At 70.4% G+C, this 25,709-nt stretch carries 30 protein-coding genes; 10 read left to right on the top strand and 20 right to left on the bottom strand.

The features are described from left to right. The first annotated feature begins 131 nt into the window (after nucleotides 1–131). From TSO352_RS10705 to TSO352_RS10685, 5 genes are all read left to right on the top strand, one after another. Nucleotides 132–911, top strand: coding sequence for an IclR family transcriptional regulator (locus tag TSO352_RS10705; protein ID WP_109107290.1), 780 nt, complete (start codon nucleotides 132–134; stop codon nucleotides 909–911). Between the two features lie 102 nt (nucleotides 912–1,013). Next, nucleotides 1,014–1,673 (top strand): hypothetical protein, encoded by a 660-nt coding sequence (locus TSO352_RS10700; RefSeq protein ID WP_109107289.1) that lies wholly within the window; start codon nucleotides 1,014–1,016, stop codon nucleotides 1,671–1,673. Between the two features lie 99 nt (nucleotides 1,674–1,772). Continuing rightward, nucleotides 1,773–2,564, top strand: a complete 792-nt coding sequence (locus TSO352_RS10695) for an SDR family NAD(P)-dependent oxidoreductase (RefSeq protein ID WP_109107288.1) — start codon at nucleotides 1,773–1,775, stop codon at nucleotides 2,562–2,564. A gap of 126 nt (nucleotides 2,565–2,690) precedes the next feature. Then, nucleotides 2,691–2,951 carry a hypothetical protein gene (locus TSO352_RS10690; RefSeq protein ID WP_109107287.1) on the top strand — a complete coding sequence of 87 codons (261 nt, stop codon included), beginning with the start codon at nucleotides 2,691–2,693 and terminating at the stop codon, nucleotides 2,949–2,951. Nucleotides 2,952–3,068: 117 nt separating this feature from the next. After that, a complete protein-coding gene (locus tag TSO352_RS10685; RefSeq protein WP_109107286.1) occupies nucleotides 3,069–3,464 on the top strand; it encodes a hypothetical protein in 396 nt (131 codons plus the stop codon). 52 nt (nucleotides 3,465–3,516) lie between these two features. Here the strand turns inward: TSO352_RS10685 and TSO352_RS10680 are convergent, their stop codons facing one another. From TSO352_RS10680 to TSO352_RS10655, 6 genes are read right to left on the bottom strand one after another with little or no spacing between them, the layout of a single operon-like run. Beyond that, nucleotides 3,517–4,242, bottom strand: coding sequence for a (5-formylfuran-3-yl)methyl phosphate synthase (locus tag TSO352_RS10680; RefSeq protein WP_109107285.1), 726 nt, complete (start codon nucleotides 4,240–4,242; stop codon nucleotides 3,517–3,519). Continuing rightward, nucleotides 4,239–4,817, bottom strand: a complete 579-nt coding sequence (locus tag TSO352_RS10675; RefSeq protein WP_109107284.1) for a DUF447 domain-containing protein — start codon at nucleotides 4,815–4,817, stop codon at nucleotides 4,239–4,241. The genes TSO352_RS10680 and TSO352_RS10675 overlap by 4 nt, the downstream gene beginning before the upstream one ends. A gap of 28 nt (nucleotides 4,818–4,845) precedes the next feature. Then, complete coding sequence (locus TSO352_RS10670) at nucleotides 4,846–6,231, bottom strand: DUF6513 domain-containing protein (RefSeq protein ID WP_109107283.1); 1,386 nt, start codon at nucleotides 6,229–6,231, stop codon at nucleotides 4,846–4,848. Next, entirely contained in the window at nucleotides 6,207–6,914 is a 708-nt protein-coding gene (locus tag TSO352_RS10665; RefSeq protein ID WP_199231554.1) for an aspartate/glutamate/uridylate kinase, read from the bottom strand. Before TSO352_RS10665 ends, TSO352_RS10670 begins: the two co-directional genes overlap by 25 nt. Nucleotides 6,915–6,925: 11 nt before the next feature. Beyond that, the gene (locus TSO352_RS10660) at nucleotides 6,926–7,372 is read right to left on the bottom strand and encodes a dihydroneopterin aldolase (RefSeq protein WP_109107282.1); all 447 of its coding nucleotides are present in this window, start codon (nucleotides 7,370–7,372) and stop codon (nucleotides 6,926–6,928) included. A gap of 42 nt (nucleotides 7,373–7,414) precedes the next feature. Beyond that, a complete protein-coding gene (locus TSO352_RS10655; protein ID WP_247872019.1) occupies nucleotides 7,415–7,927 on the bottom strand; it encodes a DUF3280 domain-containing protein in 513 nt (170 codons plus the stop codon). A gap of 66 nt (nucleotides 7,928–7,993) precedes the next feature. On the opposite strand from TSO352_RS10655, the gene TSO352_RS10650 reads away from it, so the two are divergent. After that, nucleotides 7,994–8,599, top strand: coding sequence for a hypothetical protein (locus TSO352_RS10650; RefSeq protein ID WP_247872018.1), 606 nt, complete (start codon nucleotides 7,994–7,996; stop codon nucleotides 8,597–8,599). 12 nt (nucleotides 8,600–8,611) lie between these two features. On the opposite strand, the gene TSO352_RS10645 is transcribed toward TSO352_RS10650, so the two are convergent. The 5 genes from TSO352_RS10645 to TSO352_RS10625 form a co-directional block, all read right to left on the bottom strand. After that, the gene (locus TSO352_RS10645; protein ID WP_109107281.1) at nucleotides 8,612–9,934 is read right to left on the bottom strand and encodes a quinoprotein dehydrogenase-associated putative ABC transporter substrate-binding protein; all 1,323 of its coding nucleotides are present in this window, start codon (nucleotides 9,932–9,934) and stop codon (nucleotides 8,612–8,614) included. Between the two features lie 7 nt (nucleotides 9,935–9,941). After that, nucleotides 9,942–10,460, bottom strand: a complete 519-nt coding sequence (locus TSO352_RS10640; RefSeq protein ID WP_109107280.1) for a c-type cytochrome — start codon at nucleotides 10,458–10,460, stop codon at nucleotides 9,942–9,944. Between the two features lie 94 nt (nucleotides 10,461–10,554). Continuing rightward, entirely contained in the window at nucleotides 10,555–12,381 is a 1,827-nt protein-coding gene (locus TSO352_RS10635) for a methanol/ethanol family PQQ-dependent dehydrogenase (protein ID WP_109107279.1), read from the bottom strand. Nucleotides 12,382–12,792: 411 nt separating this feature from the next. Next, entirely contained in the window at nucleotides 12,793–13,608 is an 816-nt protein-coding gene (locus TSO352_RS10630) for an ABC transporter permease (protein WP_109107278.1), read from the bottom strand. Continuing rightward, nucleotides 13,605–14,423, bottom strand: a complete 819-nt coding sequence (locus TSO352_RS10625; protein ID WP_109107277.1) for an ABC transporter ATP-binding protein — start codon at nucleotides 14,421–14,423, stop codon at nucleotides 13,605–13,607. The genes TSO352_RS10630 and TSO352_RS10625 overlap by 4 nt, the downstream gene beginning before the upstream one ends. Nucleotides 14,424–14,678: 255 nt before the next feature. Here TSO352_RS10625 and TSO352_RS10620 point away from each other — a divergent pair, with 255 nt between their 5' ends. From TSO352_RS10620 to TSO352_RS10610, 3 genes are read left to right on the top strand one after another with little or no spacing between them, the layout of a single operon-like run. Then, nucleotides 14,679–15,821 (top strand): ATP-grasp domain-containing protein, encoded by a 1,143-nt coding sequence (locus TSO352_RS10620; RefSeq protein WP_109107276.1) that lies wholly within the window; start codon nucleotides 14,679–14,681, stop codon nucleotides 15,819–15,821. Further along, nucleotides 15,818–16,732 carry a RimK family alpha-L-glutamate ligase gene (locus tag TSO352_RS10615; protein WP_109107275.1) on the top strand — a complete coding sequence of 305 codons (915 nt, stop codon included), beginning with the start codon at nucleotides 15,818–15,820 and terminating at the stop codon, nucleotides 16,730–16,732. Before TSO352_RS10620 ends, TSO352_RS10615 begins: the two co-directional genes overlap by 4 nt. Then, nucleotides 16,729–17,568, top strand: coding sequence for a dihydrofolate reductase family protein (locus TSO352_RS10610; protein WP_109107274.1), 840 nt, complete (start codon nucleotides 16,729–16,731; stop codon nucleotides 17,566–17,568). The genes TSO352_RS10615 and TSO352_RS10610 overlap by 4 nt, the downstream gene beginning before the upstream one ends. A gap of 12 nt (nucleotides 17,569–17,580) precedes the next feature. On the opposite strand, the gene pqqE is transcribed toward TSO352_RS10610, so the two are convergent. The 3 genes from pqqE to TSO352_RS10595 all read right to left on the bottom strand — a co-directional run bounded on the left by pqqE (nucleotide 17,581) and on the right by TSO352_RS10595 (nucleotide 20,312). Next, entirely contained in the window at nucleotides 17,581–18,717 is a 1,137-nt protein-coding gene (gene pqqE / locus TSO352_RS10605; RefSeq protein ID WP_109107273.1) for a pyrroloquinoline quinone biosynthesis protein PqqE, read from the bottom strand. 182 nt (nucleotides 18,718–18,899) lie between these two features. After that, on the bottom strand, nucleotides 18,900–18,980 hold the full coding sequence (gene pqqA / locus TSO352_RS10600; protein ID WP_109107272.1) for a pyrroloquinoline quinone precursor peptide PqqA: 81 nt from the start codon (nucleotides 18,978–18,980) through the stop codon (nucleotides 18,900–18,902). A gap of 276 nt (nucleotides 18,981–19,256) precedes the next feature. Beyond that, nucleotides 19,257–20,312, bottom strand: coding sequence for an ATP-grasp domain-containing protein (locus TSO352_RS10595; RefSeq protein ID WP_109107271.1), 1,056 nt, complete (start codon nucleotides 20,310–20,312; stop codon nucleotides 19,257–19,259). A gap of 23 nt (nucleotides 20,313–20,335) precedes the next feature. Here TSO352_RS10595 and TSO352_RS10590 point away from each other — a divergent pair, with 23 nt between their 5' ends. After that, nucleotides 20,336–21,043, top strand: coding sequence for a HisA/HisF-related TIM barrel protein (locus tag TSO352_RS10590; protein ID WP_109107270.1), 708 nt, complete (start codon nucleotides 20,336–20,338; stop codon nucleotides 21,041–21,043). 49 nt (nucleotides 21,044–21,092) lie between these two features. Here TSO352_RS10590 and fae read toward each other — a convergent pair whose 3' ends face one another. The 6 genes from fae to TSO352_RS33905 form a co-directional block, all read right to left on the bottom strand. After that, the gene (gene fae / locus TSO352_RS10585; RefSeq protein WP_109107401.1) at nucleotides 21,093–21,614 is read right to left on the bottom strand and encodes a formaldehyde-activating enzyme; all 522 of its coding nucleotides are present in this window, start codon (nucleotides 21,612–21,614) and stop codon (nucleotides 21,093–21,095) included. A gap of 325 nt (nucleotides 21,615–21,939) precedes the next feature. Then, nucleotides 21,940–22,311, bottom strand: coding sequence for a hypothetical protein (locus tag TSO352_RS10580; RefSeq protein ID WP_109107269.1), 372 nt, complete (start codon nucleotides 22,309–22,311; stop codon nucleotides 21,940–21,942). 62 nt (nucleotides 22,312–22,373) lie between these two features. After that, complete coding sequence (locus tag TSO352_RS10575; protein ID WP_109107268.1) at nucleotides 22,374–22,580, bottom strand: hypothetical protein; 207 nt, start codon at nucleotides 22,578–22,580, stop codon at nucleotides 22,374–22,376. Between the two features lie 137 nt (nucleotides 22,581–22,717). Next, the gene (locus tag TSO352_RS10570; protein ID WP_109107267.1) at nucleotides 22,718–23,692 is read right to left on the bottom strand and encodes a PQQ-dependent catabolism-associated beta-propeller protein; all 975 of its coding nucleotides are present in this window, start codon (nucleotides 23,690–23,692) and stop codon (nucleotides 22,718–22,720) included. A gap of 14 nt (nucleotides 23,693–23,706) precedes the next feature. Next, a complete protein-coding gene (locus TSO352_RS10565) occupies nucleotides 23,707–24,960 on the bottom strand; it encodes an ABC transporter substrate-binding protein (RefSeq protein WP_247872017.1) in 1,254 nt (417 codons plus the stop codon). Continuing rightward, entirely contained in the window at nucleotides 24,938–25,693 is a 756-nt protein-coding gene (locus tag TSO352_RS33905; protein WP_109107265.1) for a formylmethanofuran dehydrogenase subunit C, read from the bottom strand. Before TSO352_RS33905 ends, TSO352_RS10565 begins: the two co-directional genes overlap by 23 nt. Between the last annotated feature and the right edge of the window lie 16 nt (nucleotides 25,694–25,709).

Raw genomic sequence — 25,709 nt, 5'->3', positions numbered from 1 at the left:
AATATCGGACGTCGGTCTTGTATTCCAGACAAGCGAACGGTATATCGGACAAAGAGCGCTGGCAAGCCGAAAAGCGGCGTGCTAATCGGTGGTGCGGCCCAGGAACCAGGGCAGGTTGGAGCGTGGACGCGATGAAGAGCGACGGGACCGTGGACATTCAGGACAAGGCGACCGGCCGTGCCCGCGGCATCGACCGCGTCATCGCGCTGATGAACCACCTTCACCAGCGCCGCGTGCCGACGCGGATCGCCGACATCGCGCGCGAAACCGGGACCCCACGCTCGACCATGTATGAGCTGGTGAACACGCTGGTGGAGGCGCGCTGGCTGGAGCTGCGCGACGCCGACGGCACGGTCTATTTCGGCCCGGCGATGCATTATTTCGGCAGCGACTATCTCGACAGCGTCGACCTGATCCGCAAGGCGCGGGTGGAGGTCGCCCACCTCGCCGAGACGGTGGGGGAGACGGCGCAGTTCTGCACGCTGGAGGGCGACAAGTATCTGGTCGTGCTGAATGAACCGGGCCGGCGCATGTTCCGCATCAGTTCGGAGATCGGCATCAAGGTGCCGATCCCGTGGACGGCGTCCGGCCGGCTGCTGGTCGACCACATGGCGCCGGACGAGATCCTGCGCTTCATCCCGGCGGACGACTTCACGCTGCCGGACGGCCGGCGCATCGTCGAGGACGAGTTCCTGCGCGACATCGACCAGGCGCGCGGCCAGGGCTTCGTCCGCACCACCGGGCTGGTCGACCGCTTCACCACCTGCCTCGCCGCCCCGGTGCGCGACCCGGCCGGGCGCTGCATCGCCACCATCTGCTTCGTCGTCCCGGCCGACACCGACGAGGACGCGCAGCAGACGATGATCGACACGCTGAAGGCGAGCGCGGAGCGGCTGTCGCTGGCGCGGTGACGGCGCCCCGGCCTTGCGGCTGCGCCCGTCCCGTCCCCGGGAACCAAACCGGAAGGGGGCGGTTGGACGTCAGGATCGTCCCCCACGCAAAGGCAGCCCGCCATGGGCACCGTGACTTGTCCCATGGGCATGGGCACCGCCGCCACCGTGTTCGTGCTCTCCTCCCTGGCGGCCTTCACGCCGGCCCGGGCCGCCGCCGAACAGCCGGTGGCGGTCGAGGGCTCCGGCTGCCGGCTGTGGGATCACTACCCCGACCGGCGCAAGACCCTGCGCTGGTCCGGCGCCTGCCGGAACGACTGGGTGAACGGACCGGGCGTGCTGGAGTGGTTCTACGACGGCCGTTCCGACGGGCGGGCCGAAGGCACCTTCGTCGACGGACGCCTTGAAGGCCGCGCCCGCGTCGCCTGGCGGGACGGCCGCCGCCTCGATGCCGAGTTCCGGCGGGGGGTGGCCTCGGGGCAGGGAACCCATGTGTGGCCCGACGGCCGGACCTACCAGGGCGCGTGGCAGGACGATCGCCGCACCGGGTTCGGCACGCTCAGCTTTCCGGATGGCAGCCGCTATGTCGGCGCGTTCCGCCGCAACCGGCCGACCGGCGAGGGGGAGTTCGTGACCGCCGATGGCCGGCATGTCCAGGCGCGCGTCGATGCGCGCGGCCAGGTCGGTCCGGGCGCCCCCCTGAACCCCCCGCAGCAATCCGCGACGATGCCGCCCGCACGGCTCGAGGACTGGTTGAACGAGCCGGCGCGCGCGCCGCGCTGATCGACAATGTTGCAGTGCGGCGGGGGTGGTGATGGGCCGGAACCTCCGCTCCGCCGATGCGGTTGACGGGACAGCACCATTTTCCGAGAGGGCAGTCCCATGGCTCGCGCCGCCAACACACAGCTTGCCGTCGTCACCGGAGCCTCCAGCGGCATCGGTCTCGAACTCGCCAGGCAATGCGCCCGCAACGGCTTCGACCTCGTCATCGCCGCCGATGATCCGGCGATCGAGACGGCCGCGCGGGAGCTGCGGACGCTGGGTGCGGCGGTCGAGACGGTCCAGGCCGACCTTGCGACGCTGGACGGGGTCGACCGGCTCTACGCCGCGCTGAAAGGGCGTGCCGTCGACGCCCTGCTGGCGAACGCCGGCCACGGGCTGGGCCACGGCTTCCTCGACCAGGAGTTCGCCGACGCCCGGCACGTCATCGACACCAACGTCACCGGCACGCTGGCCCTGATCCACAAGGTCGGGCGGGACATGCGCAGCCGGGGCGAGGGGCGCATCCTGATCACCGGCTCCATCGCCGGCTTCATGCCCGGCTCCTTCCAGGCGGTCTACAACGGCACCAAGGCCTTCATCGATTCCTTCTCCTTTGCGCTGCGCAACGAGCTGAAGGACAGCGGCGTCACCGTCACCTGCCTGATGCCGGGGCCGACCGACACCGAATTCTTCGAACGCGCCGGCATGATGGACACCCAGGTCGGGCAAGGAAAGAAGGACGATCCGGCGATGGTCGCCAAGGTCGGCTTCGACGCGATGATGAGCGGCGAGGGCGACGTGGTCGCCGGCTGGAAGAACAAGCTGCAGACGGCGATGGCGACCGTCACCCCGTCCGGCGTGCTGGCCGAGCAGCACCGCAAGATGGCCGAGCCGGGATCGGGCAAGCACTGAGCGCCGCCCGTCCCGGCGGCCGGGGCACGCCGCAGGCGACAAACGCGCTTTATGGTCTATGATGGCTCGCAACGCCCGGTCGGCGGCCCCGTCACCGTCACGCCGACCGGCTTGGGAGTTCCTGCGATGAGCGCCACCCGCAACACCGCGACCACGGTCGCCTTCACCCGCCCGTTCCAGTTCCGCAACATGGACCACCAGCGTCCGGCCGGAAACTATGTCGTGGAAACCGAGGAGGAGCGGATCGAGGAACTCTCCTTCGTCGCCTATCGGCGCACCGGCGCCTGGATCCGCCTGCCGCCCCAGCCGGGCGTGTTCGAGCCCGAACAGCTGGTGCCCATCGACCAGGACGAGCTGGAGGCGGCGCTGGGGGCCGCGGCGCCGTAGCGTTCCGGCACCCCCAAAAGATCAGGCCGGCGCTGGGGAATATCCGTTGCCTCGTCGCGTCCTTGATACGGCGGCACCGCCACCCGGCGGGCTCGCCTTTGGGGAGGATCTGCAACGATGACATCCGCACTCCGCATCACCGCCCTCGCGCTCGGCCTGGGCGCCGTCCTGTCGGGCTCGCCCGCCTTCGCCCAGGGGAAGGAGCCGGCGATGACCGGCAAGACCGCCATGGGTCCCGTCCTGACCGACGCGAAGGGCATGACGCTCTACGTCTTCGACAAGGACGCCGGCGGCAAGTCGGCCTGCAACGGCCAATGCGCCACGAACTGGCCGCCGCTGATGGCCGACGCCTCCGCCAAGCCGATGGGCAAATACACCATCGTCACCCGCGACGACGGGACCAAGCAGTGGGCCTATGGCGGAAAGCCGCTCTACACCTGGGCCAAGGACACCAAGGCCGGCGACACCACCGGCGACGGCGTCAACAACGTCTGGCACGTTGCCAAGCCGTGACCGCCGCCACCCGCTGCCCGGCCGGTGCCGGGTGGCGGGTGGTCCGGGGCGATCACGGCGCCGGTGTCGCCGCGCGCCCGGCCATGCAGGCGGCAACCCGCGCCACCGCTCGCGGGTCGATGCCGGCGGTGCGCTCCCCGCCGCACAGGGCGCCGCGGAAGCCGAGATAGTCGGGGGCGAGCGCCCGCAGCGCCGGAATGTCGGCGATGGTCAGCGACCCGGCCAGACCGGTCAGCAGGCCGCAAGCCCGCGCGCGGGCCACGAACCCGGCGAGCCCTTCGTCCGGCCAGTGGTGGCGCAGGCCCTGGCGCTTCCCGGCGGTGTCGAGCATCGCCCCGGCGAAGCCGGCGGCGGCCAGACGGTCGAGGGGCAGGGACAGCGAGTCGGCGGACCACTGGTCGGCGAAGCACACCGCGATCAGCCGGGCGCCGTCCGCCGCCAGCGGCGCCAGCGCGTCGATGCAGCCAAGCGGGTCGCCGTCCGCCGCGAAGCCGATCTTGACGAAGTCCACCCCGGTTGCGGCGATGCGCCGGGCCGCCGGCAGGATGGCGTCCGGCCGCATCGGGTGGTCGCCGATGGTGGCGCTCAGCCGCGGGCGCCGGGGCAGGCCCGCCATGTCCCGCACCACGGTGGCGACGTTGTCGGCCGGCCAGGCGCCGAGCGCGCCGGCGGCCGGATCCTTCAGGTCGAGGATGTCGGGCGCCATCGGAAGAACGCGGGCGATCTCCGCCACGTCCGCCACGCTGGCCAGCCATCCGGTGGTGGTGCTTCCGGTCATGATGCCTCCGTGTCGCGGTGTGCGGCGATGCGCTCCACCAGCCAGTCCCAGGCTTCGCGCTCGGGCGGGCCGGCGGTCTTGGCGATGGCGATCGACAGATAGTCGATTTCCCGAGCGATCTTGTCGGCGGGCAGCAGGTGCAGCCGGCTGACCAGGATGGCGGCCTCGATCACCGCCGCCTGCGCCCGGTTGAAGCCGCGAAAGGGCGCGTGCGCGGCGGCGTGGACGGTGCGGCAGAGGAAGCGCGGTCGCACCGGGTCGTCCAGCAGCTCGACCACCGTGATCTCCTCGTGCGCCAAGCAATCGGCCAGACGCGGGGCGTCGACCCGCTCCGCCGGGACGGTTGGCCAGTCGCGGCGCCGGCCGCTGATGCAGCCGGCGAAGACCCGGACGTCGTCGGTGTGGTTGACCACGGCGCAGCGGCGGGCGAGCAGGTTGTCCAGCGTCCGTGACGGCCGGAACGGGGCCAGCACGAACCGCTCGCCGTCGGGGCCGTCTTCGACGGTCACCCCCAGCGGCGCCAGATGGGGCCGCCCGTCGGCGCCGGTGGTGGTGACGATGGTTTCTCGGATCATTGGCATCGCAGGATGGCGGGCATCGGGATCAGGGGCCTGACTTGGTCGGACCGGCGGCGTGGAAGCCGGTGAGGTCGTCGGCGGGCGCGTCGGTGGCGACGCCCCAGCGCAGCGGGCTGTCCTGGACGTAGCGCTTGCCGAGCTGCCAGGCGATCTGCGCCCGCGCCAGCTCGACCCCCAGATAGAAGGCGTGGCCGGCGTCGGTGCCCGGATCGAGCCGCGGGAACAGGTCGAACGGGTCGGTGGCGACGTGGTGGCCGTCGCGGTTGTAGAGGTGGATGCCCTCCGCGCTGACCTCCATCCGGTAGTTGGCGTCGCGGATTTGCGCCGCGGTCTCGGCGATCTGCGCCGGGCTGCGGATGAAGGGCCGGCGGTCGCGCAGGCAGAGCAGCCCGTCGCCGAAGCCGCGCGGCATGCTGTGCGCGGCGCGGGCGGCGAAGAACTGGCGCCGCGCCGCGTCGAATTCGCGGATGGCGCGCCGGCAGTGCGGGCTGACCTGCACCGCCAGGACGTTGGCGATGCGCAGTTCCGACACCACGCCCATCAGCACGGCGGTGACGCCCGGCGTGTCGGCGTCGGTCAGTTCGGTGACGTTGCCGATGCCCATCAGCATCTCGGCGTCCGGCCAGCGTTCGCGCACCGTCCGGTAGCGCAGCAGGGAGTCGGTGAAGCCGTGATGGATCGGCTCCAGGATCGGATCGACCAGGAAACGCCGCCCGCCGCGGCTCATCCGGTTGATGGCGCGGCCCAGGCTGGCGAGATCCGGCGGGGTGACCGGGATCAGCACCGGCACCGCGTCGCCTTCCTCGGCAAGGTGGACCGTCTCCTCGGTCAGGCTGAGCAGATAGTCGGCGCCGGCGCGGTTGGCGCGGCGCAGCTCGTCGGGGTTCAGCGAATCGACGCTGACGGAGAAGCCGGCGTCGTGCAGGGCGGCAATCGCCTCCTCCAGATGCGGAAACGGGGTGTCCGGCAGGCAGCCGAGGTCGATGACGTCGGCGCCGTCGGCCCGCAGATCGCCGGCCTTGGCGAGGAGGGCGGCGGTGTCGCGCGCCGGGGCGTCGACGATCTCGGCGAAGATGCGGGTGTCGTGGCGGCTGAGGTCGAGCGGCCGGGCCTGCCGCTGGAAATACTGCGGCAGATCCTCAAGCTCGTCGGGGCCGCGCTCGAACCGCGTGCCGAACCGGGCGGCCAGCGCGTCGAGGTCGCCGCGGAAACGGCCGGGCAGCAGCACCAGATCGGCGCCGTGGGCGGAGTCGAGCCGCCGCAGCACGATCTCGGTGGTGGCGAGGGCGGCGACCTTGACGCCGAGGTTGACGACGGTCGCCTCGAACGGCAGTGGCTGGAGCGAGTCCAGCACCTGGCGCAGGCGGTTCTCGGCCAGCGAGCCGGTCAGGAAAAGGATGTGCCGGGCCATGCCGCCTCCGGTTCCATCCGGCGGCCCTGTTGCATCGGGGCGTCGGCCGTGAGCCGTGTCCCGGCCGGTCGGCCGCCGCGCAGCGCGGCGATGAACCGCGGGAGGTCGGCGCAGCCGACGCAGCGGACCTCCGCCGGCAGGCTTGCCATAAGGTCGGGCAGGACCGGGTCGATCACGCCGGCCCGCGCCAGCGCCCGCGCGTCGGCGCTTCCCGCCGGCAGCGGCGCCGACTTCACCAGCACCAGCCGCTCCGCCTCCAGCCGTCCGGCCAGCCACGCCGCCAGCGTGTCGGAGGTGACGTCCCAGCTTTCCGCGACGTCAGCCTCGGCCGCCAGCGGAGTGGGCAGCCAGACCACGGGACCCGACGCTTCGGTCATGTCGGCGACCGTGCGCGCCGGGGCCAGCCCCGGTTCCAGGTCGAGCAGCGCCAGGCCGTATTGCTCCATGCCGAGGATCGCCATGCGGTGCGCCGCCGCCGCGCCATAGCCGAGCACCGGTTGGGCGTGGCGGACGGCGTCGGCGAAGGGACCGCCGCCGGGGACGATGACGATGCGGCACGTCCGCCCGGCTTCCGTCCGCTCGGCCGCGAGAGCGGCGAGCCAGGGCCGCAGGGCGTCGCCGTTCCACAGGCTGCCGCCCAGCTTGACGACCCAGGTCGGGCGGCGGGTCACGGCTGGGGTCATCGCCGCCCTCGTCATCGCCGCCCGGCCCGCGTGCCGGCCAGCACGACGCCGACGCCGGCCGCCTCGGGGACGATCTCCAGCTTTTCCAGCCGCACCTGGGCGGACACCGCCTGCGGCGGCGACAGGCACAGCGCCAGCAGCCTTTCGCCCAGCACCTCCAGCAGCTGGATGTGCGGGCTGCCGGCCAGCGCCTTGACGCCGTCGATCAGGTATTCGTAGGAGACGACGGCGTCGAGATCGTCGACGAAGGGCCGGTTCGGCACCTCGACGGTGACGGTCAGGTTGACGCGCACGCGCTGGGTCCTGGTCTTCTCATGCTCCCAGACGCCGATCCGGAAATCACCGACATAGTCGTGGAGGACCAGATCGTAGCGGCGCGTGGCCGCCGCGCTGTGCGGTTCCATCGGCCGCATGACGTTCATCAGGGTGGCGTAGCCGCTTTGGGAATCGTCCGGCATCTCTCTCGTCCTCTGTTTCCCGTCGGCCTCGACCGGCGGCGCTCACCGCGCGGCCGGCGCGTGCTGCGCCAGGCGATGTTCGACCAGCCAGCCGATCCCGCGCGACCAGGAGGCGTCGTTGTCGCCGCGGATGTCGATGCGCGCGGTCGTCACCGCCCGGTCGCTGGCGACATCCTCGACCACCAGCAGGATCGACAGGATCAGGCTGCTGATCTTGTGAACAACACCGAACACCACCAGATCGGCACCGGCGGCGCGGGCGATGTCGTTCTCGCAGCCGTTGCAGGAGCGGATTTCGATGCCCTGCGGCTTGAACCGCGCGGCGGTGGCGGCGTCCATCACGTCATAGCCCTTGTCGTTCAGCCCCCGGCGCAGCTCCTCGCTGACCCGCTTCAGCCGCTCCGCATGGTCCGGCGAGGCGGCCTCGCCGCTGGTGTCGAGCAACTCCAGGTCCAGCACCAGCGTCCGCGCCGCGGCGGTGCCGGACAGCGTGACCAGAACGGTCATCACGATGGCGATGATAGCGAATCTGGCCGCCCGTCCGGCGTGATCCATCGGGCTTCTCCTTTTGCGCAACGTTTCCGACTGGCGGTCGGGCGTCGGATGCCCCACCATCCAGTCATGGATCGACGCCCCTTCCCCCTCGCCGCCGCGGTTCTGATCATCGGGTTGCCGGCTGCCGCCCTGGCGCAGGACCCGAAGAACCCCGACTGGCCGTGCCCGCAAGTCCTGGTCCCCACCCTGTCGGCCGCCTCGGTCTGGGACGGTCCGCCGGTCGAGGGGCTGGCGGACGACTGGCAGCGCGACCCGAAGATCGTCGCCCTGGTCCGGCGCGCCGCCGACGACGGCGTCGATCCCGCCAGCCTGGAGCCGGACGCCCAGGCGCTGGCCGCCGCGGCGGGGGAGGGGAAGGATCGGGCGCTGACGCTGGTCTTCGCCGGGACCTTCCAGACGCTCGACCGCCAGCGCAGCGCCGCCATCGCCTCGATCGAGCGCTACGCGCAGAACCAGCGCGCGCTCCGCGACCGCATCGCCGGCCAGTTGCACCAGCTCGACGCGGCGGCGGGCGACGCCGCCCGTGCGCAGGAGATCAAGAGCGAGATCGCCTGGGACCGCCGCGTGCTCGACGACCGCCGACGGGCGCAGGGCGCGGTGTGCGACCAGCCGGTCCGCATCGAACGGCGGCTCGGCGACATCGCCCGCCTGCTGTCCGGCCTGCTGTCCTGACGAGGATCGCACTCAGTTGGCCGCGCGCGGTTCCGGGTCGACCGTGACGAGGTCGTGGCCGGCGGCCTTCCAGCCCTCGGTGCCGGCGGGAAACCAGTTGACCGCCTGATAGCCCCAGGCGACGGCGCGCTTGGCGGCGTTCCAGCTCATCCAGCAATCGGGTTGGCAGAACACCACCAGCGGGCGTTTGCGGTCGCCGCCGGTCAGTGCCTCCAGGTTGGTGCGGAAATACGCCTCCTGGTCGGCCGACAGCGCGCCATAGCCGACGTTCGGCAGCCAATGCGCCCCCGGCAGGCTGAGATGGGGCGGCGGCACCCAGCGGCTGTCCGCCGACAGCCCGGCCGGTTTCGGCGGCGTCGGCAGCACGTCGATCAGGACGGCGCCGGCCTTCGCCAGCCGCTCGACCTCCGCCGGCACCACCGTCTCGGCGCCGCGCAGGGTCGCCGGGACCGGGGCGCGGTAGCCGTCCATCCGGTAGCCGTCCGGTTCCATTGTTTCTGATCGAGCCGCCGGTGGCTGGGCCGCCGCTGCCCGGATCGTTCCGTCGGCGTTGACCAGCGGGACATGGTAGTCGGCCAGGATGCGGTCGATGTCACCCTGGCGGCGCACGATGAACTCGTTCAGCCAGTGGCGCCAATCGGGCTCGTCGGGGCGGAGGCCCATGGAGATCATGTATTCGAAGGGCGTCGCCCCCGGCTCGTCCGTCAGCGGGACGACGACCATGGGGACCGTCTGGCGGTCGGCGAAATAGGCGGCGATCGGCCCCCACACCACCGCGGCGTCGGTGCGCGCCGCCGCGACGTCCTCGACCGCCTGCTGCGCCGGGTGGTGGACACGCGTGTCGGTGTCGAGCTGGTAGGGCTCCATGTTGGTCAGCCCGTGGCGCAGCATCACCGAGGACGGCGGCGTGCGCGCCACCACGCCGATGCGCGCGCCCTGGAGCGACGGGTCGGCCAGCGACTTGGCGGTGATCCCGGAATCCTTGCGGTAGATCAGCGCGTAGGTCGACCGGTAATAGGGGTTGGTGTTCTGCATCAGCTCTTCGCCGACCGCCGTCCCCATCACCAGGTCGCACTGGCGGGTGCGCAGGGTGTTGCGGACGAAGCCGATGGTCTGCGGCCACCAGGTGAAGGTCAGCGGCACCTTCAGGTCGTTGGCGATCAGTTGGGCGATGCGGTTCTCGAACCCCTCGCCGCGGTCGTTGGAGAAGGGAAGCAGGTTGGCGTCGGCGCAGACCCGCAGCGCATCGGTCGGGATGCCCTCGGCCGCCCGGGCGGAAGAACCGGCCGCCACGCACAGCGCGGCGGCCAGCAGAAGGACGGGCCGGCGGATCATGCCGGTCTCACGAGGCCGGGAACCGTTCGGGCCGGCCGCGGCCGACCTGATCGTCGGAGCGGGCCTTGAGGTAACGGTAGATGTCGGCAAGGTTGAGCATGACGTTGGGGTCGCTGCCGAAGGTCGGCATCACCTTGTCGCCGGTGGCGCCCATGTTGGTGCGGCCGTTGGTGACCACGTCGGTGAACTGCCAGTAATCCATCCGCTTCAGGCTGTCGACCAGCGCGGGCGCGAAGGAGGACCCGAGCCCGTCGGGGCCGTGGCAGACATGGCAGGACGACGCGTAGCGCCGGTAGCCGTTGTAGGTCCCCTGGTCGACCTTGCCGTCCTTCACCGTGTAGAGCGGCACGCCCTGGTCGTCGACCTTGTCCTTGGCGTCGGGGATCTTGGCTTCCTGGGTGGATTGGGGCTGGGTGTTTTGGGCTGAGGGGGTTTTGGTAGCGTCCTGCTGGCCGAACGCAGTGCCCAGCGCCAGCGTGCCGGTGAACGCCAGTGCCGTGCACAGTCCGATCAGGTGTTTGGGCATCTCGATGGTTCTCCCCGGGGGTCTCGTGCTTGGGTGTCGTCTGCTTGGAAAAGAGGGGCGCCGGCCCCTTGGGAGCGGCGCCCGACGATCGAGGTCACTGGCTGTCGGGCAGCGCGAACACGGTCAGCACGCCGCCGAGCTGGGTGTATTCGCCCAGCGACTTGTGCGCGCCCACCGCGCCCAGGCCTTCCTGCGCACCGGTCAGGCCGGCGGCCAACCCGATGCCGGCCCAGCCGCCGACGCCCGACAGGACGGCGACATACTGCTTGCCCTTGTGCGTGTAGGTGTTGACGTTGCCGATGATGCCCGACGGCGTCTTGAAGCTGTACAGCTCCTTGCCGTCACGCAGGTCGACCGCCTTCAGGTAGCCCTCGAGCGTGCCGTAGAAGGCGAGGCCGCCCTTGGTCGTCAGGGCGCCGCTCCACACCGCGAACCGCTCGGCCTTCGACCAGACCATCTTGCCGGCGCTGGGGTCCCAGGCGATGAAGTTGCCCATGCCGCCGTGCGAGTTCGGCGCCGGGTACATGCTGAGCGTCGCGCCGACATAGGGCTGGCCGGCCGAGTACTCCACCTTGAACGGCTCGTAGTCCATGCAGATGTGGTTGGTCGGCACGTAGATCAGGCCGCTGTCCGGCGAGAAGGACGCCGGCTGCTGGTCCTTGGAGCCCAACGCCGCCGGGCAGACGCCGGTGGTGTTGTGATCCTCGCCCTGCGCGAAGGTGCTGTACTTGTCGTTCACCTTCGGGCGGCCGGTCTTCATGTCGATCTCGCTCGCCCAGTTGACGGACGGATCGTACTTCTGCGCGACCAGCAGCTCGCCGTTGGTGCGGTCGATGGTGTAGGCGAAGCCGTTGCGGTCGAAGTTGATCAGGGCCTTGCGCGGCTGCCCGCCGATGTTCACGTCGGCCAGGATGTTCTCGTTGACGCCGTCATAGTCCCATTCGTCGAAGGGCGTCTTCTGGAACACCCATTTCGCCTGACCGGTGTCGGCATCGCGGGCGAAGATGGTCATCGACCATTTGTTGTCGCTCTTGGCCCGGTCCTTGTCGACGGCGCGCTGCGTCGGGTTCCAGGTGCCGGGGTTGCCGGTGCCGTAATAGATCAGGTTCAGGTCGGGATCGTAGGTGTACCAGCCCCAGGTGGTGCCGCCGCCGATCTTCCACTGGTCCGCCGGCCAGGTCTTGATGCCGAGGTCGGGCTCGCCGATCGGCTTGCCGAGCATCAGCGTCTTCTGCGGGTCGATCATCACGTCCTTGTCGGGACCGGTCGAATAGGCCCGCCACACCTGCTTGCCGGTGTTGATGTCATAGGCCGTCAGGTGGCCGCGCACGCCGAACTCGCCGCCGCTGATGCCGACATAGACCTTGTCCTTGACCACCAGCGGGGCCGCCGTCAGCGTCTCGCCCTTCGACGCGTCGCCGTTCTTGGCGGTCCACAGCACCTTGCCGGTGCTGGCGTCCAGCGCCACCAGGGTGTTGTCGGCCTGGCCCAGGAACAGCTTGTTGCCGGCGACCACGACGCCGCGGGTGACGGTGTCGCAGCACATCACCGGAATGACCGACGATTCCTGCTTCGGTTCGTACTTCCACTTGATGCGCCCGTTCTCGTTGAGGTCGAGCGCGTAGACGATGTTGGGGAACGGGGTGGAGATGTACATCGTGTCGCCGACGACGATCGGACCACCCTCGTGGCCGCGCAGCACGCCGGTGGAGAATTCCCACACCGGGCGGAGATTCTTCACGGTGTCGCGGTTGATCTGTTCGAGCGGGCTGTAACGCTGGCCGGCGTAGTTGCCGAGTTGCAGGGCCCAGTTCGCCGGGTCCTTCTGGTTCTTGAGAATGTCATCGTTGGCGTACGCGGTGACGGCGGTGGCCGCCTGGATCGCGGCGGTGACGAGCAGGCAACGCACGAGGGACTTCATGTGTTTCCTCCCAGTTTATTAGGGGTGGTCCGTGTTCCCAGGGACTGTGCGGTGACGGTGTTCGAGATGACGGTCGGTCTTTCAGTCGAGCGGTTTCCCTTTGGCGAGTGGGACGCGATGTCGACCGGGGCGGCGTCGCGGTGGAGGCGGTCCGTATGCTTCCGATTTCAAGCTGCTGCGGCGTCGCGGACGTGGTCGGCCACGGTCGCCGGAATGCGTCGTGTCACAAGCTATGGCCTGACTGGAGCCATGTTTGGTATGCTGATAATCAGTGTCGTAAAATACTGATAGGCTGTGAAGAATTTTTTCCAGCCCCGTTCGAAAGTTTTTTGGTCAAACGAAATAGTGTATAAGTATCTCCAAGAAGAGGTAACACCATCGGCGAGGTCATAACCGATGGCGGCAGCGCGATCAGGACTGTTCCGCCGGTCCGCCGCGCCGTGCCCAGAAGCCGCGGCCGGGATCGTAGGCCAGCACCGCCGCGCCGAGGAAAACAGCCAGACAGCCGAGCACCCACAGCAGGGCGCCGCCGTCGAATCGGAGATACAGGCTGAAGCGGATCAGCTCGACCGCCTGGGTGAAGGGGTTGACGGCGGCGATCTGGTACAGCGTCGGGCTGCCCTCCTTGATCCGCCACAGCGGGTAGAGCGCCGAGGAGGCGAAGAACATCGGGAAGATCACGAAGTTCATCACCCCGGCGAAGTTCTCCAACTGCTTGACGAAGGACGACAGCAGAAGCCCGAGCGCGCCCAGCATCAGCCCGCTGAGCAGCAGCGCCGGCAGCGCCGCGAGGTAGCCGAGCGGCGGCGGCTCCACCCCCCACAGATACGCGATGCCCAGGAAGACATAGACCTGGGCGATCGACACCGTGACGCCGGCCAGCAGCTTGGCGACCAGCAGGTACCAGCGCGGCAGCGGGCTGACGAGCAGGGTCCGCATGCTGCCCATCTCGCGGTCATAGACCATCGACAGCGAGTTCTGCATGCCGTTGAACAGCTGGATCATCGCGACCAGCCCGGGAACCACGTATTCGTCGTACAGCACGTAGGTTTCATAGGGCGGGATGATCGACACGCCCAGCACCGCGCGGAAGCCGACGGCGAAGATCGCCAGCCAGACCAGCGGCCGGACCAGCGCCGCGAAGAAGCGCTCGCGCTGGTGGAGGAAGCGCAGGCCTTCGCGCACGATGATGCTGCGCAGGCAGTACCAGCAGGTCGCGGCGTTCATCGTCTTGGTTCCTGGGGTTTGGGCTCGTGGGGTCCGGCATCACGGGTGGTCAAGGCCCTGAAGGCGTCGGGCAGGCTCGACGCGCCGGTCGCGGCGCAGACCGCCCGCACGCCGCCCGACGCGCACAGGCGGCCCTGGTGCAGCACGACGACGGCGTCGTCCGCATCGGCCTCGTCCATCAGGTGGGTCGCCCACAGCACCGCCAGCCCCTGGTCGCGGCAGAGGGCGCGGACATGGCGCAGGATGTCGCGGCGCGACTCGACGTCGAGGCCGACGGTCGGTTCGTCGAGCAGCAGCAGGCTCGGCCGGTGCAGCAGGGCGCGGGCGAGTTCCACCCGGCGGCGCTGCCCGCCGGACAGCGCGCGGACCTTGTCGTTCGCCCGGTCGGCCAAGCCGATGCGCGCCAGCTCTTCCCGCGCGCGCGCCTCGCAGTCGGCCGGCCGCATGCCGTGCAGGCCGCCGTGGTAGCGCAGATTCTGCAGGACGCTGAGATCGAGGTCGAGCGTCGGCTGTTGGAAGACCACGCCGATGCGCTCCAGCGCACGGGTCGGCTGGCGCCGGAGGTCGAAGCCGAAGATGCGGATGGCGCCGGTGCGGTTGGAATAGAGCCGGGTGATCAGCGAAAACAGCGTCGTCTTTCCGGCGCCGTTGAGCCCCAGCAGCATGGTGAAGCCGGCCGGGGGAATGGTGAAGGACACGCGGTCCAGCGCCTCACGCGTGCCGAAGCTGTGGCTGAGATCCTCCACCGCCAGCGCCGCCGGACCCTGGATGACGGGGATCGACGGAGGCTCCGCGCGGGTTGCGGCTTCGTACATCCTGTCTTCCTCGATCTGTCTCGCCCCCAGGGCGGCGCACCGCGGGAGCAGCGGACGCCGATGTTCGGGATGACCATTGAAAAGATGGCTTTGGAGCATGATTGTTGGGACTGCAAAGGAATGTTCAAGGCGTATGACCGGGCACATCGCCGCCCCGCCCGCGGTGGTAACCCGCAAGGGTCTGGGCGGCGTGGCCTTGACTGTGGTCGCATCTCCGCTGTGGCCCGTCTTGGACCGGTTCACGGTGAGGCTGAGATGGCGGACCCGGAGCTTGTGATCGCGGCGTTGTCGGCCCGCGCGCTGGTAGCGAGCGCGCGCCGCGACGGGCGGCGTGTCGCCGCGCTGGACCTGTTCGCCGACACCGACACGGCGGCGATGGCCGACCCGTGCCTCGCCCTGCCGTCGCGCCGGTTGCGCATGCCCGCTCCGGCGCTGCTGCGGGCGCTGGCCGCGCCGGGCCTGCGCGGGGTGCCGCTCGTCTATGGCGCCGGATTCGAGGATCGGCCGGACCTGTTGGCCGCGCTGGCGCGGGACCGGCCGCTGCTCGGCAACCGGCCGGACACGGTGGCGTGGCTGAAGGACCCGGTCGCCTTCGCGGCGCTGCTCGGTCGTCTCGGCATCGCGCACCCGGAGGTCGCTATGTTGCCGCCACGCGACGGCGAGGGGTGGTTGCTCAAGCGGGCCGGCGCGAGTGGCGGGGCCCACATCCGGCGGCCTGCCGGGCAGGCGGCGGTCCGGACGCTGGCCGGGCATTATTGGCAACGCCGGGCGCCGGGGCGTCCGCTGTCGCTGCTGTTCCTGGCAGACGGGCGGCGGGCCAACGGGCGGCGGATGATGCCGGTCGGCTTCAGCCGGCAATGGACGGCGCCGACTCCGGACCATCCCTATCGCTACGGCGGCGCGGTCGGTCCGCTGTCCGTGTCGGCTTTCGCCACCACCGCAAGGTCGATGATCGACGCGGTGGCGCGGATCACCGAGGCGGTGGGGCTGGTCGGGCTGAACAGCGCCGATTTCCTGGTCGGACCCGCCGGCTGGTGTCTGCTGGAGATCAACCCGCGGCCGGGGGCGACGCTCGACCTGTTCGACCGCGCGCCGATGCCCAGCCTGCTGGCGCTCCATCTCGACGCCTGCGCCGGCGCCCTGCCGGACCGGCTGCCGGCGCTGACCGGCTGCCGGGCGGCGGCGATCGTCTACACCAGGGTGCCGATGGCGCTGGCCGACGACACCCGCTGGCCGCGCTGGACCGCCGACCGGCCGGCCGTGCCGGCGCGGATTCCGGCGGGGGTGCCGCTCTGCACCGTGCTGGCCGACGCGGCCGATCCGGTGACGGCCCGCCGCCTTGCGGGCTGGCGCGCGCGGTGCCTGCTCGATCAACACGCCATGGTGGAGGCTGCATGACGGACGCGATCGCCCTGTTCACCGACGGGGCCGACTGGCACGCGGCGCGGCTGGCGCGCGCCATCGAACGGCGGGGGGTGGAGTGCCGCCGCGTCTCCCTCAACGCCTGCGGCTTCGCGGTGGGGCGCACGGCGACCGGGCTGCACCTGCCGGGCTTCGGCGACGCGCTGCCGCTGGGCGCCTTCGTCCGGGTGGTCGGGCAGGGCAGCTTCGAACAGGTGACGCTGCGGCTGGGCGTGCTCCACGCGCTCGACCGGCTGGGGGTGCCGGTCTACAACGGCGCCCGCGCCATCGAACGCTGCGTCGACAAGAGCACCACCAGCTTCCTGCTGGCCCAGGCGGGCATCCCGACGCCGCCGGCCGTCGCCGTGCAAACCGCCGACGCCGCCCGCGCCGCCGTGGAGGAGTGGCCGGACTGCGTGCTGAAGCCGCTGTTCGGTGCCCAAGGGCGCGGCCTGCGCCGGCTGTCGCGGCCCGACGAGGTGCCGGAGCCCGAGGCGATGGCCGGCGTCTACTACCTGCAACCCTTCGTGCCGCCGCTGCGGGAGGGGGCGTGGCGCGACTGCCGGGTCTTCGTCGTCGGCGGGGTCGCCGTGGCGGCGATGATCCGGCACGGCCGGAGCTGGATCACCAACGTCCACCAGGGCGCCCGTTGCGAGCCCTTCCGTCCCGACGGCGTCGTCGCCGATCTGGCGGTGCGCGCCGCCGCCGTGGTGGGGGCGGATTACGCCGGCGTCGATCTGATCGCCGCACCGGAGCGAGACAGCGACAGCGGCTGGCTGGTGCTGGAGGTCAACTCCATGCCGGCGTGGCAGGGGCTGCAAACCGTCAGCGACACCGACATCGCCGGCTGTCTGGCCGATGATTTCCTGCGGCGGGTCGGCGCCGCGGCGTTGGTGAGGCCGCAATGACCGCGCGCATGCTCCGCCTGTTCCCCGGCCCGGTCGAGGAGGTGCCGCTCGACGGCGCGTACCTCGCCCACCGGCTGCACAGCCTGGGAAGCCCGGCCAGCCCCTTCGTCTACGCCAGCTTCGTCAGCAGCCTGGACGGCCGCATCGCGGTGCGCGACCCCGCGACCGGGGAAAGCCGTCTGCCGGCCGGACTGGTCAGCGGCAACGACTTCCGCCTGTTCCTGGAGTTGCAGGCGCAGGCCGACTGCCTGATCACCCACGGCGGCTACCTGCGCGACCTTGCGGCGGGCCGGCTGGACGACGTGCTGCAGGTCGGGACGCAGGAGGCGACGCGGGGCTTGGCGCGCTGGCGGGCGGACAACGGCCTGTCGCCCCAGCCTGCCGTGGTGATCGCCAGCGCCAGCCTGGAGTTCCCGATCCCGGACTCGCTGGCGCGCCATGGGCAACGCGTCCTGATCGCCACCGGGGCCGCGGCGCCGGCCGAGCGGGTGGCGCGGTGGCGCGCGGCCGGCTACGAGGTGCTGACCGTTGGCGCGGGAGAATCGGTGGAGGGGGCGCCGCTGGTGCGCGAACTGGGGCGGCGCGGGCTGTGCAGCCTCTATCTGCTCGCCGGGCCGCGCATGCTCGACACCATGCTGCGGGATGGCCGGCTGTCGCGGCTGTACCTCACCACCGCCCACCGGCTGCTGGGCGGCGAGAGCGTCCACACCATGCTGGCGGGCCCCGAACTGGGCGCCGCCGGCCGCCTGCGGCTGTGCGCGCTGCACTACGACGCCAGCGCGCCGGACGGCACCGGGCAGTGCTTCGCCCATTTCGAGCCGCGGCCGGTCGGCTGAGGGGGAAAGACGTCAGGCCGCGGGTTCGGTGTTGCGGACGGCCGCGTGCGGGCGATGGATGAAACTCTGTCCGGTGGCCGCCGCGTCCCGCTCGGCGATGGCGGCGACGGCGGCGTGGTCCTCGGCCAACTCGCAGACCGGGTCGGTCGCCGCGGCGTTGCCGGAGATCGCCAGCGCCTGACAGCGGCAGCCGCCCCAGTCGATCTCGCGCCGGTCGCATTCCCGGCAGGGCGACGGCATCCAGCCGGTGCCGCGGAACCGCTCGAACGCCGGGGAGTCGCGCCAGATGTCCGCGATGGAACGGTCGTGCACCGTCTCGAAGACCAGGCCGGGGATGGTTTCCGCGGCGTGGCAGGGCAGCACCTTGCCGGACGGCGTGACGTTGAGGAAGCGGCGGCCCCAGCCGCCCATGCACGCCTTCGGCCGGCGGGCGTAATAGTCGGGCACCACGTAATCGACGACCAGCCGGCCCTTCAGCGCGGGAAGCCGGGCCCGGATCACCGCGTCCATCGCCACGAGCTGGTCGTGCGTCGGCATCAGCGCCGCCCGGTTCAGCAGGGCCCAGCCGTAATACTGGACGTTGGCGACCTCGATCCGCCCGGCGCGCAGGTCGAGCGCGAGGTCGAAGAACTCGTCGACATGGTCGATGTTGTGCCGGTGGACGATGGCGTTGACGGTGAGCGCCAGACCGGCGTCGACCACCATGCCGGCGGCGCGCCGCTTGCGCTCGAACGCGCGCTGGAAACCGGCGACGCGGTCGTTCCCGTCGGCCCGGGTGTCCTGGAAACTGATCTGCACATGCTGGAGCCCGGCCGCCTTCAACCGGTCCAGCCGTTCGCGGTCGAGCGTGACCGCCGAGGTGATCAGGTTGGTGTAGAGCCCGGCCCGGGCGGCGTGCGCCACCAGCGCCTCCAGGTCGGGGCGGGCGCAGGGCTCGCCGCCGGAAAAATGGACGTGCAGGGCGCCGGCCTCCGCCACCTCGTCCAGCACCCGCATCCAGGTGGCGGTGTCCAGCTCGTCCGTCTTCGGCTCCAGCGCCAGCGGGTTGGAGCAGTAGGGACAGGCCAGCGGGCAGCGGTGGGTCAGTTCGGCCAGCACCGCGTAGGGTGGATCGGGGGGAGGGTCGGGGAGCGCAACTGGCGTGGTCATGCGGTGATGAACCCCCGTTCGGTCATCCGGCGTTCGGTCATCGGGCGCGCAGGAACCCGGCGATCACGGCGGCACCCCACACGCGACGTCACCGTCACCGCGGGGCACCGCCGCCGACCGTGGAACCGGACACGATGAGCCTCATCGCGGCGGCGGCCTCAACCTTTGCAAACCGGCATCCTTTACAAGCCGGCGCAGGCGTATGCGTTGATCTCGGTGCCGACCGGAATCTCGACGATCGTCGGCTTGCGCCACGTCTTCATGTCCATCTCCTCCGTGTGATGCGGGTGGTGCGGGCCCCGTTGCCGGCTGGCCCGTTAGGAAAGTGTACCGGTGACGGCAGGGTGCGACCATAACCCGAAAGGAGAGGGATGTGAGAATTATGGCTAGCTCTTTGTGCGGCGCACCATGGATTCGGCGGTGGGCAACGGTTTGGAATTAGAATAGTTCTACGCAATACAGCTTGATTTTGGGGGATAAAGAAAGAGAAGTCCGTTTATTAGAAGGGACGCTTGCCGTCCGCGGCGTGGTGCGGCCAGTCAAACGGTCTGTAAAAAGGTTGGCAATACGAAAGGTATTTCATCCTTCTCGGTGCGGTGCGACGCCGCTCCCAGGTCAAGGGTGACCGGCTGTGGCCGCTCCACCGGCGCCGGCGGGACCGGCGGGTCCTGCAGCAGGCCCAGGACGGCGGCGGCGACGTTCATCCCGGTGGCGCGTCCGATGGCGGCGTAGGAGGTGGTCAGGCGCGGGTTGATCTCCAAAACCACCGGTCCGTCCGGCGTCGCGATGAAATCGACGCCGACATAGCCGGCAAGCCCCGGCAGCGCCGCCGCGACGCCGCGGGCCAGGGCCGACAGCTCCGGCGTGATGGCGGAACTGCCGATGATGCCGCCCTGGTAGGCGAACAGCGACCCGGACAGCGCGACGCGTTGCGTGTTCACCGTCAACGGCCAAGCCTGCCCGTCGCGGCACAGCATGGACAGGCTGGCGGCGGTGCCGGCGATGTGGGGTTGGACGATGAAGCCGGCCGTCGCGGCCCCGGCCCGCCACCGCGCCCAGTCGGCCCGATCGCGCAGCAGCCGGGTGTCCTCGCATCCGGCGCCGTCGTCCGGCTTGACCACCCAGGGGCCGTCGTCCGGCGGATCATCGACGGCATCGACGTGCCAGGCCGGCGCCACGGGTAGGCCGGCCGCGGCAAGGGCCGTCGCGGTGGCGGACTTGCTTGCGGCGATGGCCACGGCGTCGGGGGCGCTGTTCAGCAACCGTCCACCGCCATCGACGACCAGCCGGCTGAGCCGTTCGAGAACGCCGTCGGTTTCCGGGGCGATCGGCCACACGGCGTCGATCGTCCCGGCGAGATGCTTCCAAAGAGCCCAGGCCTCCCCGCTGTCGGCAACTGCTATGCTCTGGGCCGGCGGGGGCAGCGGGGGCAGGCGGGCATCGCGGGTCGCCACCACCTCGACGCCGGGGACGGCCAGCAGGTCGCCGACCAGGGCGCGCAGCATGAGGTCGCCCTCATGGGCAAGCCCGGCCGGAATCGGCTCGCCGCCCGGCATGCCGCCGCCCGTCACGAATTCACAGACCAGTATCCGCATGTCCGGCTCCAAGGAGGGTTGAGGTGTTCCAGGTCATACCCGTGCTCGATCTGCGCGATGGTCAAGTGGTGCACGCCCGCCGTGGCGAGCGGGAGCGTTACCAGCCGTTGCGGTCCGTGCTGTGCGAGGGGAATGGGCCGGTGGCGGTGATGCGCGGGCTGCTCGGTCTCTTTCCCTTCCGCACCGTCTATGTCGCCGACCTCGACGCCATCCAGGGGACCGGCGACAACCGGGCTGTGCTGGCGGAGCTGGCGACGGCGTTCCCGCAGGTCGCCTTCTGGGTCGATGCCGCGTTTCGGGGGGGTGACGACATCCGCGACTTTCTCGGCCGGCATCCGGGGGAGGCCGTGCTGGGCAGTGAAAGCCTGTCGGGCGTGGCGGCGCTGGAGGCGCTGAGGGCGGATCCGGCTTGGCCGCGCGTCGTCCTGTCGCTCGACTTCCGGGACCGCTTCATCGGACCGCCGGAACTGCTGGAGCGCAGCGCGTTGTGGACGCAGCGGCTGATCGTGATGACGCTGGCGCGCGTCGGGTCGGGCGCCGGTCCGGACCGCGCGCGACTGGCGGACATGCGCCGTCTGGCCCCGCTGGCCGCTCTGTTCGCGGCCGGGGGGGTGCGGGGTGGCGACGACCTTCGGGAACTGGCGTCGCAGGGCGTGGCCGGCGCGCTGGTGGCGACGGCGTTGCACGACGGCCGCATCACCGCCGCCGATCTGGAGGCCGTGATCCGGTGACGCACCCCCCACGGCAACCGGCCGCGGCAAAGGAGCGTCACCGGTGTCCTCAGGCGGCGAAGGGGTGCTTGGCGTTGTCCTTCTGGGCGAGCAGGTCCTTGGCGGTCGGGAAGCCGGACACCGCGCGCTCGATGGCTTCCTTGGTGGCGCGGTAGTTGTAGTCCTGGATCTTGGCGTTGTCCTTGGCTTCCCAGTGGATGAAGACGCCGACGCAGATGAAGATGTTGTCGATCTCGTCCTGCGGGATGGTGCCTTCCGCCACGCAGTCGGCCACCGCCTTGGCGACGCCGTGCTGGGCCGGGCCGAACATCTGCACCGCCTGCTCCGCCCCCTTGATCGTGACCTTGTTGAACAGGATGGTCGAGGGCTTGCACTGCAGGTTGGGGGCGATGACCGCCAGAAGGCTGGTGAAGCCGTTCTTGTTGTTGGTCAGCGCGTTGCAGAAGGCGGTTTCCGCGGCGCTTCCGCGCGGTCCCATGATCAGGTCGATGTGGGCAACCTCGTTGCCGTCGCCGACGAGCGATTCGCCCACCAGCACACGGTTGATTTTCGGGGAAGAACCTTGCCACATGCCCATTGTCGTTTGCTCCCTAGTTTTCGACGTCGTTGGGGACCGCCGCAGTCGCTGCGGACACGCCGGCCACGCCGCTCCAGCAAAGATAGCTCTGGATCAGGCGCGGCAATGGCGCTGGTCAGGCTGGCATTATGCCAGTGTCTTTCGGTTCCGGCCAAACTCACAAAAGTGGTTCGGAGTAACTTAAAATCGCAGCCGCCGCCTTCGCACTGCGCCAATACTGCGATGGACGGCGCGGTGGCTTGGTCGGTACTACCCCATATTTGAGACAGCGGCTGCGATATTGGCACGAAAGAATACCCGTTTGGCGGACGGCCGCGGGTTACTGGTCGCTGCTGTTGGACGAGGACCCGCTGCCCCCGCCTTGGGTCACCGGTTTGCCGCCGATCGTGCCCTGGCGCTCCTGCGGCAGCGAGTTGCCGGGAAGTTGCCCGGTCGGCGACGCCGTGCTGTCGCTCGACGAGCCGGAATTGCCCTGGGTCACCGGTTCACCGCCGATGGCCCCCTGGCGCTGGCCGGGCAGGGAGTCCGGCGGCAACTGCCCGCTGGTTGCGGCGGGGGCGTTCTGGGTGGTCGTGCCGTTGGGCGACGTTGCACCGGAGGAGGAGCTGGACTGGGCCGAGGCCGGCAGCGCCGCCGCCGCCACGCCGATGGCCAGACCGATGGCACCGAACAGGATGGTCGAGGTCTTCATGGTTCGTCTCCAGAATCAGGCGCCCTATTCAGGCGATTGTCACGATGGGGACACGGTGCGGCTTACGACCGGTCGGTTCCGCCGTGCTTGGCACCGGACGGCGTGCTGGCCGCCCCGGTCTTGCCCGCCCCGGCCTTGCCCGTGTCGCTCATGTGGGAGACCGTGTCCTTGCCTTCGTCCTTCTCGAACTCCGCCTTGTCGCTCAGGACGCTCTTCTGACCCGGCTTCGACGCTGGCTTGGACGCTTGATCCTTGCGGTCGTTCTGCATGGAGTCTACCTCCCTCTGACCGGGTCATCGTCGACCGTCGGCGACGCACCCGTGCTGGTCTGTCAACCAAGCGCACGGGTTGCGGGTTCCCCCGGCGTCGCCTCCTCCTTCGGGGCCTGTCGTTCAGGGCGCCTCTTTCAGGGCTTCACGACGACGCCCCAGGGCGCGCCGCCGACGGGAATGCTCTTGATCACCTTGTTGCGTTCCAGATCGATGACCGACAGGTCGTTGCTGATGCCGTTGGTCGTGTAGAGCCGCTTCTCGTCGGGCGAGAAGGCGAGGTTCCAGACGCGTTGGCCGACCAGGAAATAGCGCTTCACCTCCAGGCTGTCGGCGTCGATCTCGGCGATCCGGTTGGCCGGGCCGAGCGCCACGAAGACCCGCTTGCCGTCGCGGGTCATCTGGATGCCCACCGCCTGGATGGCTTCGCGCCGGACGCCGGTGACCTCGAAGCGGATCTTCTTGATCACCTTGCGCGCCGCGGCGTCGATGACGCTGACCGTGCCGCCGATCTCGCTCGACACCCACACTTGGCGGCCGTCGGCGGTGAAGCGGGCGACGCGCGGCCGGGTGTCGACCAGCACGTTGCCGATGACCGCGCGCTTCTCGGTGTCGATGAAGTGCGCCATGTTGGTGGTTTCGGAGGTGTTGACCAGGATCTTGCCGTCGGGGCTGATGCCCATGCCTTCCGGTTCGACGCCGACCTGGATGGTGCCGGCGATCGTCCGGCTCTGGGTGTCGATGATCGTCACCATGTTGTCGTTCTCGTTGGCGACGTAGAGCTTCCGTCCGTCGGGGGACAGCACGAACAGCTCCGGATCGGGGCCGGAGGGCAGCGGGTCGACCAGCTTGCCGCTGGCGATGTCCAGCACGTCGATGCGGTTGTCGTCGCCGACGCAGATGTAGAGCTGGGTGCCGTCGCCGCTCAGCGTGATGCCGCGGGGGCGTCGCCCGACCTTGATCTTGTTGGTGATCTGCAGGCTGTCGCCGTTCACGACGGCGACCTGGTTGTCCTTTTCGTTGGAGACGAAGATGGTTTCCGCCGCCGCCGCCCGTTCGGCGACGAGGGCGGGGGCGGCGAGAATCAGCAAAACGCGCAGTAGGAATCGCATGGGGTTGGCCCGCCTTATCGGTTGAGACGGCATTTGGTTTCCGGCGCATCATCGCCGAGCGTGTCGAGGGTGCTCACCGGGTGCAGGAAGCCCTCCTGGGGCGACACCGAGACCAGCATGCGCGGTCCGGCGATCAGGATGGGCTGGCGCATCTGGCCGTCCCATTTGCGGAAGGACAGGGCTTCGCCCTTGAACCCGGCCAGTTCGAAATCGGGGCTGTGCAGGTAGGCGGCGAGATCGTCGAAGCCGGTGCCGTTGGTGCGGGACGCCGCCTCGCCGACGCTGCGCACCGCCAGCCACGCGGCGTAGTCGCGCGGCGTCATCCAGCGGCCGGCCTGCTTCTCGAAACGCGCCTGCAACTGGGTGCCGCCCCACTGCTCGTTCACCCGCGACCACGCGGTGGCGGTCAGCCCCTGGGTGCCGGCCACCGGGCGGGGGTACCAGGTGTGGCCGTCGAGATAGTCGCCGAAATTGTCGGCCTCGTCGGCGACGACCAGCACGTCGTGGTCCGGCCCCTGGGTGGCGAGCGGAACGTCGGACTGGATGGTGGTGACGCCGGTGTCGGTGCGCCGGTTGCCGGTGTCGAAGGTCCAGGTCTTCTCGGCGACGATCCGGCCGCCGAAGCGCTTGGCGGCGCGGCGGACGGCGTCGGCGTAGAGCGCGTCGCCGGGGTCGCGGCCGACCAGCAGGCTCCAGTTCGTCCATTTCTTCCAGGCGAGATACTGCGCCAGCGCGTCGGCCAGCATGCGGCGGCTGGGCGCGGTGTGCAGGATGTTGGCCCGGCACTGCTCGTTGCGCAGCGCGTCGTCGGGGGCGCGGGCGTTGAACAGCAGCATGGAGCGGGCCTCCGGCCGGTCGGCGGCGGCGAGCAGCGCGTCGGCCGGCAGGTCGGCGACGATGAAGCGCACCCCCTCGTCCGACAGCGCCTTCAGTCCGGCGCCGAGGTCGCCGTCCGGCGGCAGGACCTGCTCCACCAGCCGGTAGGTCTGGTTGAGGAACGCCCCGGTCGTGGTGTTGTCGGCGATGGCGAGCCGGGCGCCCTGAAGCCCCTCGTCGGTCGCCACCGGTTCGAGGAAGCTCAGCGGCGTGCGCGGCTCCTCCTGGCGGCCGAGATAGCCGATCATCAGCGTTTGCGCCGGCCCGCCGGACTCCTGCGCCAGGGCGGCGGTGGCTGGCAGGAGGGTGAGCAGGCCGACAATCGGCAGGATCGCGGCCGCGCGCTGTCGCTTCCCGACGATCGATAAGTCAGAGCATCGCCAGAATCTCACCCCGTCCTCCTTCCGCCAGATCGCCGATGAACCGATGGGCGCGGGTCGAGGTCGCACCGCCGAACCAGCTTCCGGTGCCCTCCAGCGCGCGCCGCAGCAGATGCAGGAACAGCCAGTCGCGCTGGCCGCCGTCGACGAAGCCATCCGGCCGTGCGTCGGGGCGGCGGCCCAGCAGCAGCGTGCCCCGCCGCATGCCGAAGCCTGGACAGGGGCCGCAGCCGCCGCCGGCGGCAACGGTGCCGGCGATCATGAAGGCGGCGGCGTAGGCGCCGACGCGGCCGTCCACGGCGACGATCCCCCGGCGCATCCGCTCGCCGGTGCGGTCCCCGGCGTCGCCGGCGACGACGATCAGCCCGCCGCGCATCCCCTGCGGCAGGCCGGGCAGGGCGCCGCCCAGCGACGGCCCGGCGCTTCCGGTGATGCGCAGCTCGCCGCCGCTCATCCCGGCACCGGCGTGGCCGCCGACGTCGCCCTCGACCAGGATGCGTCCCGAGGCCATGCCGGCGCCGACCCGGTGCAGCAGGGCGCCGCCCGGCCGGATGAGCAGGCCGTCCGCGGCGTCGCCGCCCTGGATGTCGAACAAATCGCCCAGCGGCGCCTCGCCGCCGCCGCAGGGCAGCGCCAGCCGCATTACCGACTCCGCCGGCAGGCCGGCGAGGCGGTCGGGCAGCACGGCGGACAGGTCCACCGCCAGCCCGGCGTCGCCCCGGAAGGTCAAGGTCATGCCGGTCATGTCGCCGCCCTCATGC

The sequence above is a fragment of the Azospirillum sp. TSO35-2 genome, from assembly GCF_003116095.1.
Lineage (GTDB): Bacteria > Pseudomonadota > Alphaproteobacteria > Azospirillales > Azospirillaceae > Azospirillum.
Note: the sequence above shows the minus strand (reverse complement) of the source record. Positions and strands in the feature narration are given on the sequence as shown.